This window comes from Klebsiella sp. LY (assembly GCF_004010915.1).
GTDB classification, from domain to species: Bacteria; Pseudomonadota; Gammaproteobacteria; order Enterobacterales; family Enterobacteriaceae; genus Klebsiella; species Klebsiella quasipneumoniae.
Window position 1 is genome coordinate 989,453 of record NZ_CP022444.1, and the last position, 16,496, is coordinate 1,005,948.

The 16,496-nt window shown below is 59.3% G+C and carries 13 protein-coding genes; 7 read left to right on the forward strand and 6 right to left on the reverse strand.

Annotated elements, in window-relative coordinates; genetic code table 11:
- The first annotated feature begins 108 nt into the window (after positions 1 to 108).
- The 4 genes from ubiG (at position 109) to yfaE (ending at position 4,953) form a co-directional block, all read left to right on the forward strand.
- Positions 109 to 837, forward strand: coding sequence for a bifunctional 2-polyprenyl-6-hydroxyphenol methylase/3-demethylubiquinol 3-O-methyltransferase UbiG (ubiG, locus tag CE636_RS07555; protein ID WP_004201690.1), 729 nt, complete (start codon positions 109 to 111; stop codon positions 835 to 837).
- Between the two features lie 344 nt (positions 838 to 1,181).
- The gene (gene nrdA / locus CE636_RS07565; RefSeq protein ID WP_004201691.1) at positions 1,182 to 3,467 is read left to right on the forward strand and encodes a class 1a ribonucleoside-diphosphate reductase subunit alpha; all 2,286 of its coding nucleotides are present in this window, start codon (positions 1,182 to 1,184) and stop codon (positions 3,465 to 3,467) included.
- Positions 3,468 to 3,568: 101 nt separating this feature from the next.
- Positions 3,569 to 4,699: a class Ia ribonucleoside-diphosphate reductase subunit beta gene (gene nrdB / locus CE636_RS07570; RefSeq protein ID WP_004140835.1), complete on the forward strand. Its 1,131-nt coding sequence runs from the start codon at positions 3,569 to 3,571 to the stop codon at positions 4,697 to 4,699.
- The gene (gene yfaE, locus CE636_RS07575; RefSeq protein WP_004201692.1) at positions 4,699 to 4,953 is read left to right on the forward strand and encodes a class I ribonucleotide reductase maintenance protein YfaE; all 255 of its coding nucleotides are present in this window, start codon (positions 4,699 to 4,701) and stop codon (positions 4,951 to 4,953) included. The genes nrdB and yfaE overlap by 1 nt, the downstream gene beginning before the upstream one ends.
- 463 nt (positions 4,954 to 5,416) lie before the next feature.
- On the opposite strand, the gene glpQ is transcribed toward yfaE, so the two are convergent.
- Both glpQ and glpT read right to left on the reverse strand, forming a co-directional pair.
- Complete coding sequence (gene glpQ, locus CE636_RS07585; RefSeq protein ID WP_017899295.1) at positions 5,417 to 6,487, reverse strand: glycerophosphodiester phosphodiesterase; 1,071 nt, start codon at positions 6,485 to 6,487, stop codon at positions 5,417 to 5,419.
- Positions 6,488 to 6,496: 9 nt separating this feature from the next.
- Complete coding sequence (gene glpT / locus CE636_RS07590; RefSeq protein ID WP_004201695.1) at positions 6,497 to 7,843, reverse strand: glycerol-3-phosphate transporter; 1,347 nt, start codon at positions 7,841 to 7,843, stop codon at positions 6,497 to 6,499.
- A gap of 272 nt (positions 7,844 to 8,115) precedes the next feature.
- Between glpT and glpA the strand changes: the two genes are divergently transcribed.
- Genes glpA through glpC form a run of 3 tightly spaced genes read left to right on the forward strand, consistent with a single transcriptional unit; the run spans position 8,116 to position 12,162 of the window.
- Positions 8,116 to 9,738, forward strand: coding sequence for an anaerobic glycerol-3-phosphate dehydrogenase subunit A (gene glpA, locus CE636_RS07595; protein ID WP_004201696.1), 1,623 nt, complete (start codon positions 8,116 to 8,118; stop codon positions 9,736 to 9,738).
- A complete protein-coding gene (gene glpB / locus CE636_RS07600) occupies positions 9,728 to 10,987 on the forward strand; it encodes a glycerol-3-phosphate dehydrogenase subunit GlpB (RefSeq protein WP_017899294.1) in 1,260 nt (419 codons plus the stop codon). The genes glpA and glpB overlap by 11 nt, the downstream gene beginning before the upstream one ends.
- Positions 10,984 to 12,162 (forward strand): anaerobic glycerol-3-phosphate dehydrogenase subunit GlpC, encoded by a 1,179-nt coding sequence (gene glpC, locus CE636_RS07605; RefSeq protein WP_017899293.1) that lies wholly within the window; start codon positions 10,984 to 10,986, stop codon positions 12,160 to 12,162. The genes glpB and glpC overlap by 4 nt, the downstream gene beginning before the upstream one ends.
- A gap of 21 nt (positions 12,163 to 12,183) precedes the next feature.
- Here the strand turns inward: glpC and yfaU are convergent, their stop codons facing one another.
- Genes yfaU through CE636_RS07625 form a run of 4 tightly spaced genes read right to left on the reverse strand, consistent with a single transcriptional unit; the run spans position 12,184 to position 16,334 of the window.
- Positions 12,184 to 12,987: a 2-keto-3-deoxy-L-rhamnonate aldolase gene (gene yfaU, locus CE636_RS07610; RefSeq protein WP_004201703.1), complete on the reverse strand. Its 804-nt coding sequence runs from the start codon at positions 12,985 to 12,987 to the stop codon at positions 12,184 to 12,186.
- 14 nt (positions 12,988 to 13,001) lie between these two features.
- A complete protein-coding gene (locus tag CE636_RS07615) occupies positions 13,002 to 14,291 on the reverse strand; it encodes an MFS transporter (RefSeq protein WP_017899292.1) in 1,290 nt (429 codons plus the stop codon).
- A 41-nt stretch (positions 14,292 to 14,332) separates the two neighbouring features.
- Entirely contained in the window at positions 14,333 to 15,538 is a 1,206-nt protein-coding gene (gene rhmD, locus CE636_RS07620) for an L-rhamnonate dehydratase (RefSeq protein ID WP_017899291.1), read from the reverse strand.
- Positions 15,539 to 15,548: 10 nt separating this feature from the next.
- Positions 15,549 to 16,334 carry an IclR family transcriptional regulator gene (locus tag CE636_RS07625; RefSeq protein ID WP_017899290.1) on the reverse strand — a complete coding sequence of 262 codons (786 nt, stop codon included), beginning with the start codon at positions 16,332 to 16,334 and terminating at the stop codon, positions 15,549 to 15,551.
- Positions 16,335 to 16,496: the final 162 nt, after the last annotated feature.

Below are 16,496 nucleotides of genomic sequence, written 5' to 3' on the forward strand. Positions count from 1 at the left end.
TCGCAAATTATAACACAGCCGCGCTAAGAGAGGTAAAGCAATACGGTTTATTCATGGCGCGCTGCTGATATACTCCCAGGTCTGAACAGAAAAGGAGTAAAAGCGCCCATGAATGCCGAAAAAACGTCGGTAGCCCCTAACGTCGATCATGCTGAAATCGCCAAATTCGAAGCCGTCGCCTCGCGCTGGTGGGATCTGGAGGGCGAGTTCAAACCGCTCCACCGCATTAATCCCCTGCGGCTGGGCTATATCGCCGAACGCTCAGGCGGCCTGTTCGGTAAAAAAGTCCTCGATGTCGGCTGCGGCGGCGGCATCCTCGCCGAGAGTATGGCGCGCGAAGGCGCGACGGTTACCGGACTGGACATGGGTGCAGAGCCGCTGCAGGTGGCGAAACTGCACGCCCTGGAGAGCGGTATTCAGGTGGAATATGTTCAGGAAACGGTTGAGGAACATGCCGCGAAGCACGCGCAGCAATACGATGTCGTCACCTGCATGGAGATGCTGGAGCACGTCCCTGATCCACAGTCGGTAGTCCACGCCTGCGCGCGGCTGGTGAAGCCTGGCGGTCAGGTCTTCTTCTCCACCATCAACCGCAACGGTAAAGCGTGGCTGATGGCGGTGGTCGGCGCGGAATATGTCATGAAGATGGTGCCCAAAGGCACCCATGATGTGAAAAAATTTATCAAGCCGGCCGAACTGCTGGGCTGGGTAGATCAGACTACTCTGAAAGAGCAGCATATCATCGGTCTGCATTACAATCCGTTGACCAACACCTTCAAGTTGGCGCCGGGGGTTGATGTTAACTATATGTTGCATACCAGCGCCAAAAAAGCGTGACGTCAGCAGCTGCGCTTATGATGATTGCGCGGCATCAAGCCGCGTGATTATTTCTTCCGATGAAGAAATCAGCACTCGATCAAATTTTCATTTTTTTTTCTGTTTTATTGACTTCTTCTCCAGGCCTTATGCGACGTGGACTTGCGGATTATTACCCTTCCGCAACCTCAATTTAACGTCAAAATCAACCCTTGTACTCAAAAGATTCCTTACTAAAATACTCACCATATAGCGTTCCTTTTATCGACAACCCCCTACATATAGTATTTATCCACAGAGTTAGTCACAACGGCCTTCTGTGGATAAACGGGGGATATTTTCTTTCACGGACAGGTAAAATCCACATGAATCAGAGTCTGCTGGTGACAAAGCGCGACGGGACCACCGAGCGCATCAATCTCGACAAAATCCATCGCGTACTGGATTGGGCGGCAGAAGGACTGAATAACGTTTCGATTTCCCAGGTAGAGCTGCGCTCGCATATCCAGTTCTATGACGGCATTAAAACCGCGGACATCCACGAAACCATTATTAAAGCCGCTGCGGACCTGATCTCCCGCGAGGCGCCGGATTACCAGTACCTCGCCGCACGTCTGGCGATCTTCCACTTGCGTAAAAAAGCCTTCGGCCAGTTTGAGCCGCCGGCGCTTTACGATCACGTGGTGAAGATGGTCGAGAAGGGTAAATACGATCATCATCTGCTGGAAGACTACACGGAAGAAGAGTTCCAGCAGATGGACGGTTTCCTCGACCACTGGCGCGACATGAACTTCTCCTACGCTGCCGTGAAGCAGCTGGAAGGCAAGTATCTGGTACAGAACCGCGTCACCGGCGAAATTTATGAGAGCGCGCAGTTCCTTTATATTCTGGTGGCTGCCTGCCTGTTCTCTAACTACCCGCGCGAAACGCGTCTGGACTACATCAAGCGTTTCTACGACGCGGTGTCGACCTTTAAAATCTCGCTGCCGACGCCGATCATGTCCGGCGTGCGTACCCCGACCCGTCAGTTCAGCTCCTGCGTGCTGATCGAGTGCGGCGACAGCCTGGATTCCATCAATGCCACCTCCAGCGCGATTGTGAAATACGTTTCCCAGCGCGCCGGCATCGGCATCAACGCCGGCCGCATTCGCGCGCTGGGCAGCCCGATCCGCGGCGGCGAAGCCTTCCACACCGGCTGCATTCCGTTCTACAAACATTTCCAGACTGCGGTGAAGTCCTGCTCGCAGGGCGGCGTTCGCGGCGGCGCGGCGACCCTCTTCTACCCAATGTGGCATCTGGAAGTGGAAAGCCTGTTGGTGCTGAAAAACAACCGCGGTACCGACGCCAACCGCGTTCGTCACATGGACTACGGGGTGCAGATCAATAAGCTGATGTACACCCGTCTGCTGAAGGGCGGCGACATTACCCTGTTCAGCCCTTCCGACGTCCCGGGCCTGTATGACGCCTTCTTCGCCGATCAGGACGAGTTTGAGCGCCTGTACACCCAGTACGAGCAGGACGACAGCATTCGCAAGCAGCGCATTAAAGCGGTTGAGCTGTTCTCGCTGATGATGCAGGAGCGCGCCTCCACCGGCCGCATCTACATCCAGAACGTCGACCACTGCAACACCCACAGCCCGTTCGATCCGGTGGTCGCCCCGGTGCGCCAGTCTAACCTGTGCCTGGAGATCGCTCTGCCGACTAAACCGCTGGAAGACGTCAACGACGAAAACGGCGAAATCGCGCTGTGCACCCTGTCGGCCTTCAACCTCGGGGCTATCGACAGCCTCGACGAGCTGGAAGAGCTGGCGGTGCTGGCGGTGCGTGCCCTGGACGCGCTGCTCGACTATCAGGATTACCCCATCCCGGCCGCCAAACGCGGCGCAATGGGCCGCCGTACGCTGGGCATCGGCGTGATCAACTTCGCTTACTATCTGGCGAAGCATGGCAAACGCTACTCCGACGGCAGCGCCAACAACCTGACCCACAAAACGTTCGAAGCGATTCAGTACTACCTGCTGAAGGCCTCCAACGAGCTGGCTATCGAACAGGGCGCCTGCCCGTGGTTCAACGAAACCACCTATGCGCAGGGTATCCTGCCGATCGATACCTACAAAAAAGACCTGGACGGCATCGTCAGCGAATCCCTGCACTACGACTGGGAAGCGCTTCGCGAGTCCATTAAAACCCACGGCCTGCGCAACTCTACGCTCTCCGCGCTGATGCCGTCCGAGACCTCGTCGCAGATCTCCAACGCCACCAATGGCATCGAGCCGCCGCGCGGTCACGTGAGTATCAAAGCCTCGAAGGATGGGATCCTGCGCCAGGTGGTGCCGGACTACGAAAACCTGCAGAACGCCTACGAGCTGCTGTGGGAAATGCCGAACAACGACGGCTACCTGCAGCTGGTGGGTATCATGCAGAAGTTTATCGACCAGTCGATCTCTGCGAATACCAACTACGATCCGACGCGCTTCCCTTCCGGAAAAGTGCCGATGCAGCAGTTGCTGAAAGACCTGCTCAACGCCTATAAATTCGGCGTCAAAACGCTGTACTATCACAACACCCGTGATGGCGCTGAAGACGCTCAGGATGACCTGGCCCCGTCCATTCAGGACGACGGCTGCGAAAGCGGCGCTTGTAAGATCTAAGGTATTTTTGCCGGGTGGCGCTACGCTTACCCGGCCTACGATTTTGTAGGCCCGGCCAACCCATTCCCGCCGGGCAATACAGTTCAACAGGACTCACTTCAATGGCATACACCACTTTTTCACAGACGAAAAACGATCAGCTGCTTGAGCCAATGTTTTTTGGCCAGCCGGTTAACGTGGCCCGCTACGATCAGCAAAAATACGACATCTTTGAAAAGCTGATTGAAAAGCAGCTCTCCTTCTTCTGGCGCCCGGAAGAGGTTGACGTTTCCCGCGATCGCATCGACTACCAGGCGCTGCCGGAACATGAAAAACACATTTTCATCAGCAACCTGAAGTACCAGACGCTGCTCGACTCCATCCAGGGCCGCAGCCCGAACGTTGCTCTGCTGCCGCTGATCTCCATCCCGGAGCTGGAGACCTGGGTGGAAACCTGGGCCTTCTCTGAGACCATTCACTCGCGCTCGTACACCCATATCATCCGCAACATCGTCAACGATCCGGCGACCGTGTTCGACGATATCGTCACCAACGAGCAGATCCAGAAGCGTGCCGAGGGGATCTCCCACTATTACGATTCGCTGATCGAGATGACCAGCTACTGGCACCTGCTGGGCGAAGGCACCCATACCGTCAACGGCAAGACCGTGACCGTCAATCTGCGCGAGCTGAAAAAGAAACTCTATCTATGCCTGATGAGCGTCAACGCCCTGGAAGCGATCCGCTTCTACGTCAGCTTCGCCTGCTCCTTCGCCTTTGCCGAGCGCAAACTGATGGAAGGCAACGCCAAAATTATCCGCCTGATCGCCCGCGATGAAGCGCTGCACCTGACCGGCACTCAACATATGCTGAACCTGCTGCGCTCCGGCAGCGACGATCCGGAAATGGCGGAAATCGCCGAAGAGTGCAAACAGGAGTGCTATGATCTGTTCGTGCTGGCGGCCCAGCAGGAGAAAGAGTGGGCGGACTACCTGTTCCGCGACGGCTCGATGATTGGCCTGAACAAAGATATTCTCTGCCAGTACGTCGAGTACATCACCAATATCCGCATGCAGGCGGTGGGCCTTGATCTGCCGTTCCAGACCCGCTCCAACCCGATCCCGTGGATCAACACCTGGCTGGTCTCCGACAACGTTCAGGTGGCGCCGCAGGAAGTAGAGGTCAGCTCTTACCTGGTCGGCCAGATCGACTCTGAAGTCGATGCCGACGATCTGAGCAACTTCCAGCTGTAATGAAGCGGATCTTCTTGAAAATCTCTGACACTCGCCTTGAGTGTCAGGATGAACACCCTTCCCTGTTGGCTGCTCTTGAATCGCATAATATCGACGTCGAGTATCAATGCCGCGCAGGCTATTGCGGCTCCTGCCGCACCCGTCTGGTCTCCGGCCAGGTTGACTGGCTGACCGAGCCGCTGGCCTTTATCCAGCCGGGCGAGATTTTGCCTTGCTGCTGCCGGGCGAAAGGCGATATTGAGATCGAGATGTAGTCTTGTCAGGTGGCGCTACGCTTACCTGACCTACTGTTCCAGGACCGGCCGTTTACGCACTGCCGCCCTGGGCTGCTGAAACTGCCGGTGTTGACGGCCTCAAAATCGCTGAGACGTTCCCGGAAGGCCGTGGCAGCCCGCATGGATGCGGGCTGAGGGCCGTGTTTTGCATGGACGCTGCCTCGGCCCGATCCGAAGCCTGCAGGGATAAGTCGAAGGGACCGCGCAGCGGCGATTTTGCTGGCCGGAGCCCGGGGGTACAGGGGGAGGCGGCGACTGGCCTCCCCCTGTGCGCTCCCTGCGCTATGAAAGGCATAACGCAGAAGAAATATCGGGAGCACAATCTTCCAGGAAATATCATAGAACAAACGTTATTCCCGGGTCGAAATCGTTGCACGCCGAGAACCGTGTCAACAAAACCGCAGTTCGTACGCCGGGTAAGGCGCAACCGCCACCCGGCTTTTTAGCGTTTAGCGTCCAGGAACTGCACCGCTTTATCCGGGAAATCGGTAAACAAGCCGTCGACGCCCGCCTGGTTATACAGCAGGTCATAGAGCTGATTAACGTTAGTCGCGTACTCCGGCAACTGATCCGCGCGCACGGTGTACGGATGCACCTGCAGATGGCTGGCGTGCGCCTCTTTCACCATCGCCGTCAACTTCACCGCCCCCGGCTTTGAGCCTTCCGCCACCAGCATATGGTAATCCGGACCAATGCCGTCGGCGTATTGTGCAATCTGCGCCATGGCCCCCGGCTTGAACATCCAGTCATAGCTGTAGTTCACCCATTGGCCATCGGCCTGTTTCTGCTTGGTTTCATTCCAGTCGGTATAGGCGATGAGCTGCACCAGATTAAGATCCATGCCCATCTTCGGCTCCAGTTCATTTTTAATGCGCTTCAGCTCGTTGGCGTCAAAGCACTGCAGATAGACCTTATCCTGCTTGCTGGTGTAGCCATATTCTTTCAGCACTTTCAGGGTGCTGGCAGCAATATCTTTGCCTTCCTGATGGTGGAACCACGGCGCTTTGATTTCCGGGTAAATACCGATGTTTTTGCCGGTGGAATGATTCAGCCCCTGGACAAACTCAATCTCCTCTTCAAAGGTATGAATGCGGAAATCGGATTTGCCCATCGGGAAACGCCCGGGGTAGGTTTGCACGTTCTTGCCATCTTTCGGCTCAAAGCCTTCGGTAAACTTCAGCGACTTAATCTCGGCCAGGGTAAAGTCGATGGCGTAGAAACGGCCATCTTGACGCGCCCGCTGCGGGAAGCGCTGAGCGACGTCGGTCACCCGGTCGAGATAATGGTCGTGCAACACCACCAGCCGGTCGTCTTTGGTCATCACCAGGTCTTGCTCAAGGTAATCCGCCCCCTGCGCGTAGGCCATCGCTTTCGCCGGCAGGGTATGTTCGGGCAGATAACCGCTGGCGCCCCGGTGGGCGATAACCATTTTATCCGCCGCTGTCGCGCTGAAGCACAGCGCCGAACTGGCCAACATCATGCCGCTCATTAGCGTGGTGAGTTTCATGTTCATCGCCGCTCCTTAGGCTTGTTTCAGCTGTTGATGATGACGGCGTTCACCGAGCATCACGATAACCAGCAGGACGACCGCCAGCACACTGCCGCCGATCATTACCATAAAGCCGCCGTCCCAGCCGAAGAAATCGACGGTGTAGCCGACGATGGCGCTCGCGGCCACGGAGCCGCCGAGATAACCGAACAGACCGGTGAAGCCTGCCGCGGTGCCGGCAGCTTTCTTCGGCGCCAGCTCCAGCGCATGCAGACCAATCAGCATCACCGGGCCGTAGATCAGGAAGCCGATAATAATCATACAGGCCATATCCACGCCCGGGTTACCCGCCGGGTTCAGCCAGTACACGATGGTAGCGATGGTCACCAGGGTCATAAAGAAAACGCCGGTGGCGCCGCGGTTGCCTTTAAACACCTTATCCGACATCCAGCCGCACAGCAGGGTGCCCGGGATCCCGGCGTACTCGTACAGGAAGTAGGCCCAGGAGGATTTATCCAGCGCGAAGTGCTTCACCTCTTTCAGGTAGGTCGGCGACCAGTCGAGAATGCCGTAGCGCAGCAGATAAACGAAGACGTTGGCGACCGCGATGTACCACAGCAGCTTGTTCGGCAGAATGTACTGCATAAAGATCTGCTTCGCCGTCAGCTCTTGTTCATGCTCTTCGCTGTAATCGTCCGGGTAGTCATTTTTATACTCTTCGATTGGCGGCAGGCCGCAGGATTGCGGAGTATCGCGCATCATCGCAAAGGCGAAAATCGCCAGCAGGATAGCGGCGAACGCCGGCATATAGAGCGCCGCGTGCCAGTCATTAAACCAGGCCATACCCAACAGGAACAACAGCGGCGGGATCCCGCCGCCGACGTTATGCGCGCAGTTCCACACTGAAACAATTCCGCCACGCTCTTTCTGCGACCACCAGTGGACCATGGTACGGCCGCACGGCGGCCAGCCCATCCCCTGGAACCAGCCGCAGAGGAACAGCAGCACGAACATGATCATGATGCTCGAGGTGGCCCACGGTACGAAGCCCATCACCAGCATCACCAGCGCGGCGAGGATCAGCCCCGCCGGCAGGAAAATGCGCGGATTCGAACGGTCAGAGACCGATCCCATGATGAATTTCGAAAATCCGTAGGCAATGGAGATGCCGGAAAGGGCGAAACCGAGGTCGCCGCGGGAGAAACCCTGCTCGATAAGATAGGGCATCGCCAGGGCAAAGTTCTTACGAACCAGATAGTAAGCGGCATAACCAAAGAAGATGCCGATAAAAATCTGCCAGCGTAACCGACGATAGAGCGGGTCGATCTCCGCGGCTGGCAAACGCGCTTTATGCGCGGCGGGTTTAAAAATACTTAACATATCAGCCTCCGTGGCCCTTGCTGTTTTTTACTAACGTCACGACAACAATCCCAGATTAATCACTAACTTCGAATCTGGCCGCGATGGTAGGCAATACGTAGAGCTGATACTGTGAAACATCGCACAATTTGTTACAGAAATATGACAAAAGGTTCCAATGTGAGCACGAAATCACATAACACGCTCAAATAACGCGCGAATATGCTCGAAATCAAACAATAACCTTATAGACTGTGGCTAAATGGTGTTAAACGAAAGCAAAGGAGCTGAAGATGACGGGACGTCTGGATAGCGAGGTTATTATCATCGGCGGCGGAGCAACCGGCGCCGGTATCGCCCGCGATTGCGCCCGGCGCGGATTACGCACACTGCTCATTGAGCGTCATGATATCGCCACCGGGGCCACCGGCCGTAATCATGGGCTGCTGCACAGCGGCGCCCGCTATGCGGTGACTGACAACGAATCCGCCCGCGAATGCATCAGTGAGAACCGCATCCTGCGCCGTATCGCCCGTCACTGTATCGAACCAGCCGGCGGTCTGTTCATAACCCTGCCTGAAGACGATCTGGCATATCAGCAGACCTTTATCGCCGCCTGCCAGCAGGCTGGCATAGAGGCCACGCCGCTCTCTGCGCAGGAGGCGCTGCGCCGCGAGCCCGCCGTCAACCCGGCGCTGCTGGGGGCGGTGCAGGTTCCGGACGGCACCATTGACCCGTTTCGCCTCACCGCGGCCAATATGCTCGACGCCCGCGAACACGGCGCGCAGATCCTCACCGGCTGCGAAGTCACTGGCCTGCTGCGCCAGGGCGATCGCGTCTGCGGCGTCCAGGTATACGACAGTCAGCTTCACCAGGCCCGCACGCTGTACGCCGGGGTAGTGGTTAATGCCGCCGGGATCTGGGGGCAGCGCATTGCGGAATATGCCGACCTGCGCATCACCATGTTCCCGGCGAAGGGATCGCTGTTGATCCTCGACCACCGGATTAACAACCTGGTGATCAACCGCTGCCGTAAGCCGGCCGATGCCGATATTCTGGTGCCCGGGGATACCATCTCGCTGATCGGCACCACCTCGATGCATATTCCTTATGACGAAATTGACGACAACCGGGTCACGACCGCGGAAGTCGATACCCTGCTGCGCGAAGGCGAAAAGCTGGCGCCGGTCATGGGCCGCACCCGGATCCTCCGCGCCTACTCCGGCGTCCGCCCGCTGGTGGCCAGCGACAACGATCCCAGCGGACGCAGCGTCAGCCGCGGCATCGTCCTGCTCGACCATGCTCAGCGTGACGGCATGGAAGGCTTCATTACCATCACCGGCGGCAAGCTGATGACCTATCGCCTGATGGCCGAGTGGGCCACCGACGCCGTCTGTCGTAAGCTGGGCAACACCACCCCCTGTACCACGGCCGAGAGCCCGCTGCCCGGCTCACAGGAGCCGACGGAAAGCACCCTGCGAAAAATTATCTCCCTGCCTGGCCCGCTGCGCGGCTCTGCCGTCTACCGCCATGGCGATCGCACTCCGGCCTGGCTTGGCGACAGCCGCCAGCACCGTAGCCTGGTCTGCGAATGCGAAGCCGTCACCGCTGGTGAAGTGAAATACGCGGTGGAAAATCTGGCGGTCAACACCCTGCTCGACCTGCGCCGCCGTACCCGGATTGGCATGGGGACCTGCCAGGGGGAACTCTGCGCCTGCCGCGCCGCCGGGCTGCTGCAGCGCTTTAACGTCACCACCCCCGCGCAGTCGTTGGCCCAGCTGTCGGCGTTTCTCAATGAACGCTGGAAGGGCGTGCAGCCCATCGCCTGGGGCGACGCGCTGCGCGAAAGCGAATTCACCCGCTGGGTCTACCTCGGCCTGTGCGGACTGCCACAGGAGCATCAGGATGAAATTTGACTGCGCGATTATCGGCGGCGGACTGGCCGGTCTGCTGTGCGGCCTGACGCTGAATCAGTCCGGCCTGCGCAGCGTTATCATCAGCCGCGGGCAAAGCGCGCTGCATTTTTCCTCCGCGTCGTTAGATCTGCTCTCGGCGCTGCCGAACGGCGATAACGTCACTGACCTCGCGCAAGGTCTGCAGCAGCTCGCTGAACTGCTTCCTGAGCACCCTTATTCCCGGCTCGGCGCCGGGGCGGTGCTCGAATACGCTAAACAGACTGAAGCCCTGCTGACCACCTGCGGGGCGGTGATGCAGGGCGACGCGCACCACCCGCACCGGCGAGTAACGCCGCTGGGGACGCTGCGCGCGGCGTGGCTATCGCCGCAGGAGGTTCCTGTCGCGCCACTCCCCCGACAAGGGGTCTGCCTGGTGGGGATCAGCGGCTTTGCCGATTTTCAGCCGCATCTCGCCGCCGCCGCGCTCGGGCAAACCGGCGTTACCGCCGTGGCGGCGGAAATCGAGTTACCGCTGCTGGATGTGTTACGTGACAACCCCACCGAATTTCGCGCCGCCAATATCGCCCGCCTCCTCGACGATGAACACCACTGGCCTGCCCTGCACGCGGCGCTGCTGCCCCTGGCGCAGCAGCATGAGCTGCTGATCATGCCCGCCTGCTTTGGTCTCGCCGACGATCGCCTGTACCACTGGCTGCAGGCGCGCCTGCCCTGCCCGCTGCGTCTGCTGCCGACGCTGCCGCCTTCGGTTCCCGGGATGCGCCTGCACAGTCTGCTGCAGCGGCAGTTTATACGCGGCGGCGGCACCTGGCTTGCCGGCGATGAAGTGGTGAACATCAGCCATCGACAGGGCGCCGTCGAGGCCGTCTGGACGCGAAATCACGGCGATATTGCGCTGCGTCCGCGTTTTACCGTGCTGGCCAGCGGCAGCTTTTTCAGCAACGGTCTTGTCGCCACGCGGGAGAGCGTGCGCGAACCCATCCTTGGTCTCGATCTGCAGCAGCCCCTGCCGCGCGACGACTGGTACCAGGGCGACTTCTTTGCCTCCCAGCCGTGGCAGCGCTTCGGGGTGAAAACCGATGCCCTGCTGCGTCCCCTGCTGGGCGGGCAGCCGTTCAGCAATCTGTTCGCCATCGGTTCGCTGCTCGGCGGGTTCGATGCCATTCAGCTCGGCTGCGGCGGCGGGGTCTGTGCCGTCACCGCGCTGCACGCCGCCAGACAGATCCACGCTCTTGCCGGAGGCCGGCCATGAACGATACCCGTTTTGAAAGCTGCATTAAGTGCACGGTCTGTACCACCACCTGTCCGGTAAGCCGGGTCAATCCGCGCTATCCCGGGCCGAAACAGGCGGGGCCGGATGGCGAACGCCTCCGCCTGAAGGATGGCGCGCTGTACGATGAGGCGCTCAAGTACTGCATCAACTGCAAGCGCTGTGAGGTGGCCTGCCCGTCGGATGTGAAAATTGGCGATATCATTCAACGCGCCCGGGCACAGTACGGCCAGCAAAAGCCGACCCTGCGCGACGCCATCCTCAGCCATACCGACCTGATGGGCACCCTTTCCACCCCCTTTGCCCCACTGGTTAATGCCACCACCGGCTTAAAACCGGTACGCCGCCTGCTCGACGCAGCGCTCAATATCGATCATCGCCGCACGCTGCCGAAATATGGCTTCGGTACCTTCCGCCGCGCTTACCGCCAGCTCGCGGCCCACCAGACGCAGTACCCTGAGCAGGTGGCCTTCTTTCATGGTTGCTACGTCAACTATAACCACCCGCAGCTGGGCAAGGACCTGATTCGCGTCGTCAATGCGCTGGGCACCGGCGTGCAGTTGTTATCAAGGGAAAAATGCTGCGGCGTGCCGCTGATCGCCAACGGCTTTTTTGACAAAGCGCGTAAGCAGGCGCTGAGCAACGTCGCCGCGATGCGGGAAAATGCGCTGCCGATCATTGCCACCTCTTCGACCTGCACCTTTACCCTGCGCGATGAATACCCTCACCTCCTGGATGTTGACAACAGCGATCTCCGCGACCGGGTGGAACTGGCCACTCGCTGGATCTGGAAACAACTGGATAGTGGCAAAACGCTGCCGCTGCGCCGGCTGCCGCTGAAGGTGGTCTATCACACGCCGTGCCATATGGAGAAAATGGGCTGGTCGCTGTATACCCTCGAACTGCTGCGGCTGATCCCCGGCCTGCAGCTGGAGGTGCTGGATTCGCAGTGCTGCGGCATCGCCGGCACCTACGGCTTTAAGACTGAGAATTACGCGGTATCCCAGGCTATCGGCGCCCCGCTGTTCCGTCAGATTGAGGAGAGCGGAGCCGACATCGTCGTCACCGACTGCGAGACCTGCAAATGGCAGATTGAGATGTCCACCAGCAAACGCTGCGAACATCCGCTGACGGTGCTGGCGCAGGCGCTCGCCTGAGTCCGGCGCCAGCCTGCGCCGTCAATAGCTCGCTTTCCCCTGCGGCTGAGCGCTGGCGGATTTAAACATCGCCAGCCGGCGGTCCAGCGCCTCGGTGTAGAGCATGGTATCGACCCCGACGGCGACGAAATTGGCCCCCCAGGCGAGACATTTTTCCGCCATCGCCGGGTCGACCGCCAGAAATCCGGCCGCTTTTCCCGCCGCGCGAATGCGCCGGATGCTCTGCTCAATCACCCGCTGCACGTCAGGATGGCCGGCATCGTCCGGGTGCCCCAGCGAAGCGGAGAGATCCGCCGGACCGATAAACACCCCGTCAATGCCCTCCACCTCGAGGATAGCGTCCAGATTTTCCAGCGCGGTTCGGCTCTCTACCTGAATCAGCAGACAGAGTTCGTCATTCGCCTCCGCCATATAATTCTCCACTCTGCCCCAGCGCGCCGCCCGGGCCACGCCGGCGCCCACGCCGCGGCTCCCGACGGGAGGATAACGGGTTGCCGAGACGACTTCCCGCGCCTGCTCGGCGGTATCGACCATCGGCACCAGCAACGTTCTGGCGCCAATATCCAGCACCTGTTTTATCAGACTGCGGCTGCCCTCCACCGGTCGGATCACCGGCTGACTGGCATAGGGAGCGATGGCCTGGAGCTGATGATAAAGGTCCTGAATGGTGTTCGGGGCATGCTCGCCGTCGATCAGCAGCCAGTCGTATCCCGAAGTTGCAGCGATCTCCGCCATATAGGAGGAGGTCGAGCTCAGCCACAGGCCAATTTGCGTCTCACCGCGTAATAATCCACGTTTGAAGGGGTTAGATAATAGTGCGTTCATAGCGATTCCTTTAATCAATGCTGTACGCTGCCGCGCTGAGGAACCGCGCGGGTGAGGCTTAATGAGAAGATGATGATCACCCCGACGATGGCCACGCCGGCCAGGGTTAACAGTCCGGCGGCGCTGCTGGCGAACAGCGTTTCGGCCTGCACACGCACGATCGGCGCCAGAAAGCCGCCGATGGCGCCAAACAGGTTAACGAAGCCAATCCCGGCGGCCAGCGCCGTGCCGGAGAGCAGCTGCGTCGGCATCGTCCAGAAGACCGGCTGCACGGCAATCACCCCAACCGCCGCCACGCACAGCGCGATGATAGCCAGCACCGGCGCCACCAGCCCGGAAACCGCAATCCCGACCGCTGCCGCCAGCAGCGTCAGCGCGGCAATATTGCGCCGCTCGCCGGTGCGATCGGAGTAGCGAGGGATAAGCCAGGTGCCGAACAGCGCCGCCACCCATGGGATAGCCGTCACCACCGACGCAATGAAGCCGACTTTGGTGCCCAACAGCGCGGCGACCTGAGTAGGCAGGAAGAAAATCAGGCCATAGACCGCCACCTGAATGGTCATGTAAATCAGCGCCAGCTGCCAGACCCGCCCGTTACGCAGCGCATCGGACAGGCGCGAGGTGACCTTTTTCTCCTCCTCTCGCGCCAGCTCGCCGCTCAGCGCCTGTTTCTCCGCAGCGCTCAGGAAGCGGGCATGCTGCGGCGAATCGTCCAGCCAGAAGAAGGTGAACGCTCCCGCGGCGACAGCAAGCAGGCCTTCAATCACAAACATCCAGAACCAGCCGGGATGGCCCATAAACCCATGCATCTCCAGCAGTGCGCCGGATAAAGGCGAACCGAGCGTCAGCGCCAGCGGCGCCCCCATATAAAAAAGCCCCATAATGCTGGCGCGGTTTTGCTGGGGAAACCACTGTGAAGTGAGGTAGATCATGCCGGGGAAGAAGCCCGCCTCCGCCGCGCCCAGCAGGGTGCGTACCAGCAGGAATTTCGCTTCCGTATCCGCCCACGCCATCGCCGCCGACAGCACGCCCCACAGCAGCGTGGTGCAGCCGATCCATTTTCTGGCGCCGAATTTGCGCATCAGCAGGTTGGCCGGTACCCCGAGAAAGGCATAGACCACAAAGAAAATCCCCGCCCCCAGCGCATAGGCTTCGTTGCTGAGGCCCGTATCCAGCTGGTAGGTCTCTTTGGCGAAACCGATATTCGAACGGTCAAGAAACGCCAGCACGTACAGCGCCAGCATAAAGGGGATTAAGCGGGCGCGGTTTTTCTTCACCACGCTCTCCAGCAGTGTGTTGCTCATCATAATATCCTCAGGCGTGGGCCGCCGGGCGGCCCGGGGGATCAGTGTTGATAAGGACGTTTCAGGTTGCAGTCGCGATTGAGCTCGACGCCAAAGCCGGGTTTATCCAGTACCGATTTATGAATGCGCCCCCTCTCAGGCACCGGCTCGCCGAGCAGGATCGGGTCGAACTGCGGACGCAGCGTGGCGCAGTCCGGACTGGTCATCAGAAACTCGCTGAACGGCGTGTTGGTGAAGGTGATCACCGCATGATGTGAGTACACCGACGAGCCGTGCGGCACCACCAGCTGACCGCGCGCTTTTGCAATAGCCGCAATCTCCACCAGCGTGGTTAAGCCGCCGCACCAGCCGACGTCGGGCTGCATAATATCAATCCCGGTCTCCGACAGGGTGCGGAAGGACTGCAGGGTGCCGTGGTGCTCGCCGCTGGTCACCATCATCCCGGCGGGCGCCTGGCGCTTCAGCTCGCGATAGCCTTCATACTGCTGCGGCGGCAGGCACTCTTCGATCCACTTAAGGTTGTAAGGGGCGCAGGCATGGGCAAGTTTGGTGGCATAGTTAACGTCCTGGCTCATCCAGCAGTCCAGCATTAACCAGAAATCCGGGCCGCATTTTTCGCGCATGTCCGCCACCATGGCGACGTCTTTGCGGATCCCGGCGTCGCCATCGTGCGGCCCCCAGTGGGTGGGCATTTTGCCGCCGATAAAGCCCATCTCCTGCGCCAGATCCGGACGAGCGCCGGTAGCATAGAACTGGATTTCGTCACGCACCGCTCCGCCCAGCAGTTTGTAGACCGGCAGGCCAACCACTTTCCCGAACAGATCCCACAGCGCGAGGTCGACACAGGAGATAGTGTTCATCACCAGACCGCCGGATCCTGCGTAGTAGAGGGTGGCGTTAAGCATCTGGTCATGGATCAGTTTGATATCGCTGACGCATTTGCCTTCGATAAAGCGGTTGAGATGTTTTTCGACGATAAAGCAGCCCATCTCTCCGGCCGTCGACACAGCAAAGCCGGTCTGCCCGTTGTCAGCCTCCACTTCCACAATCAGCGTGCCCAGCACGTTGATGCCAAACGACTGGCGGGACTGCTCATACTGTTTATATTTACTCATCGGGGTAGCGATATGATCGTCAATCCAGTGGTTAGCCCCCTGATCGTGGTAATCGCCGCCGCCGGCGCCCTGCTCTGCCGTGGCGCCGCCGGTAAACCAGGCACGGACGTGTTTAATTTTCGGTAGGGTCATGGTGTTCTCCTTATGATGAGGCGAGTTGTTCGAAGGGGCTTTTCCACCCCAGCACTCGTGAAATATCTTTCGCGCAGGCAATCGCCTTACCGGCCAGATAATCGCGATTGTCTTCATTGATTTGCAGACGGGTGCCCACCACCGAGATGGCGGCGGTCAGGTCGTTATTGGCGTTAAAAACCGGGGCGGCCACGCAGCGCACATCCGGGTAGTCCTCGCCATTATCAAAGCTCCAGCCCCGGGCGCGGATCCGCCCCAGCTCCTCCCGCAGCTGTTGAGCATTGCTGATGGTCGTTGGCGTAGCCCGCTCCCACTGCAGTTCATCGATAATGGATGCCTGAACCCCGGCGGGCTGCCAGGCCAGCAAACATTTGCCGATCCCGGAGCGGTAAAGCGACAGGCTCTTTCCTTCGTGCGAACGCACGCTAATGGTGGCGGGTGATTCAATTTTCAGAATGTAGTAGGCGTTACCGTGATCGATAATGCCCAGATGGCAGAGCAGGCCGCACTCATCCATCAGCCGGGTCAGGCGTGGCCGCGCCAGCTCGCGCAGGTCCATTTTGCTTAGCGCCTGCCCGGCCAGCTCCACCAGTTTGGTCCACAGGCAGTAGTTATCCTGATTATCCATACTGATGAAGCGCTGCTTTTTCAGCTCGCCCAGCAGCAGATAAACCGTGCTTTTCGGGATCCCCAGCTCCGCTATTATCGTCGCCGCGCTGCAGGGTCCGATGCGGCCAATTAAATTGAGGATCTCAATCGCGCGGGTCAGCGCCGGGACTTTCGTTGATTCCAACATACTGGACTCCAATCCTGAATACTGGAATCAGTGTTGCGGTTGTCCGGGCGGTAAAGTGTGAGCGACATCGCGGGGCAATCGCTTTCCCGTATGCTGGACCGTTCGCAGTGGAAAATTGCGACTTAACGCACAGAATTTTTTCAGGAGAGTACAACAGGCTGG

Coding starts and splice junctions, on each gene's coding strand:
- glpB (WP_017899294.1), top strand. CDS start 9,728: ATGAAATTTGACTGCGCGATTATCGGCGGCGGACTGGCCGGTCTGCTG.
- CE636_RS07625 (WP_017899290.1), bottom strand. CDS start 16,334: ATGTTGGAATCAACGAAAGTCCCGGCGCTGACCCGCGCGATTGAGATC.
- glpT (WP_004201695.1), bottom strand. CDS start 7,843: ATGTTAAGTATTTTTAAACCCGCCGCGCATAAAGCGCGTTTGCCAGCC.
- yfaU (WP_004201703.1), bottom strand. CDS start 12,987: ATGAACGCACTATTATCTAACCCCTTCAAACGTGGATTATTACGCGGT.
- glpC (WP_017899293.1), top strand. CDS start 10,984: ATGAACGATACCCGTTTTGAAAGCTGCATTAAGTGCACGGTCTGTACC.
- CE636_RS07615 (WP_017899292.1), bottom strand. CDS start 14,291: ATGAGCAACACACTGCTGGAGAGCGTGGTGAAGAAAAACCGCGCCCGC.
- nrdB (WP_004140835.1), top strand. CDS start 3,569: ATGGCATACACCACTTTTTCACAGACGAAAAACGATCAGCTGCTTGAG.
- yfaE (WP_004201692.1), top strand. CDS start 4,699: ATGAAGCGGATCTTCTTGAAAATCTCTGACACTCGCCTTGAGTGTCAG.
- ubiG (WP_004201690.1), top strand. CDS start 109: ATGAATGCCGAAAAAACGTCGGTAGCCCCTAACGTCGATCATGCTGAA.
- rhmD (WP_017899291.1), bottom strand. CDS start 15,538: ATGACCCTACCGAAAATTAAACACGTCCGTGCCTGGTTTACCGGCGGC.
- glpQ (WP_017899295.1), bottom strand. CDS start 6,487: ATGAACATGAAACTCACCACGCTAATGAGCGGCATGATGTTGGCCAGT.
- glpA (WP_004201696.1), top strand. CDS start 8,116: ATGACGGGACGTCTGGATAGCGAGGTTATTATCATCGGCGGCGGAGCA.
- nrdA (WP_004201691.1), top strand. CDS start 1,182: ATGAATCAGAGTCTGCTGGTGACAAAGCGCGACGGGACCACCGAGCGC.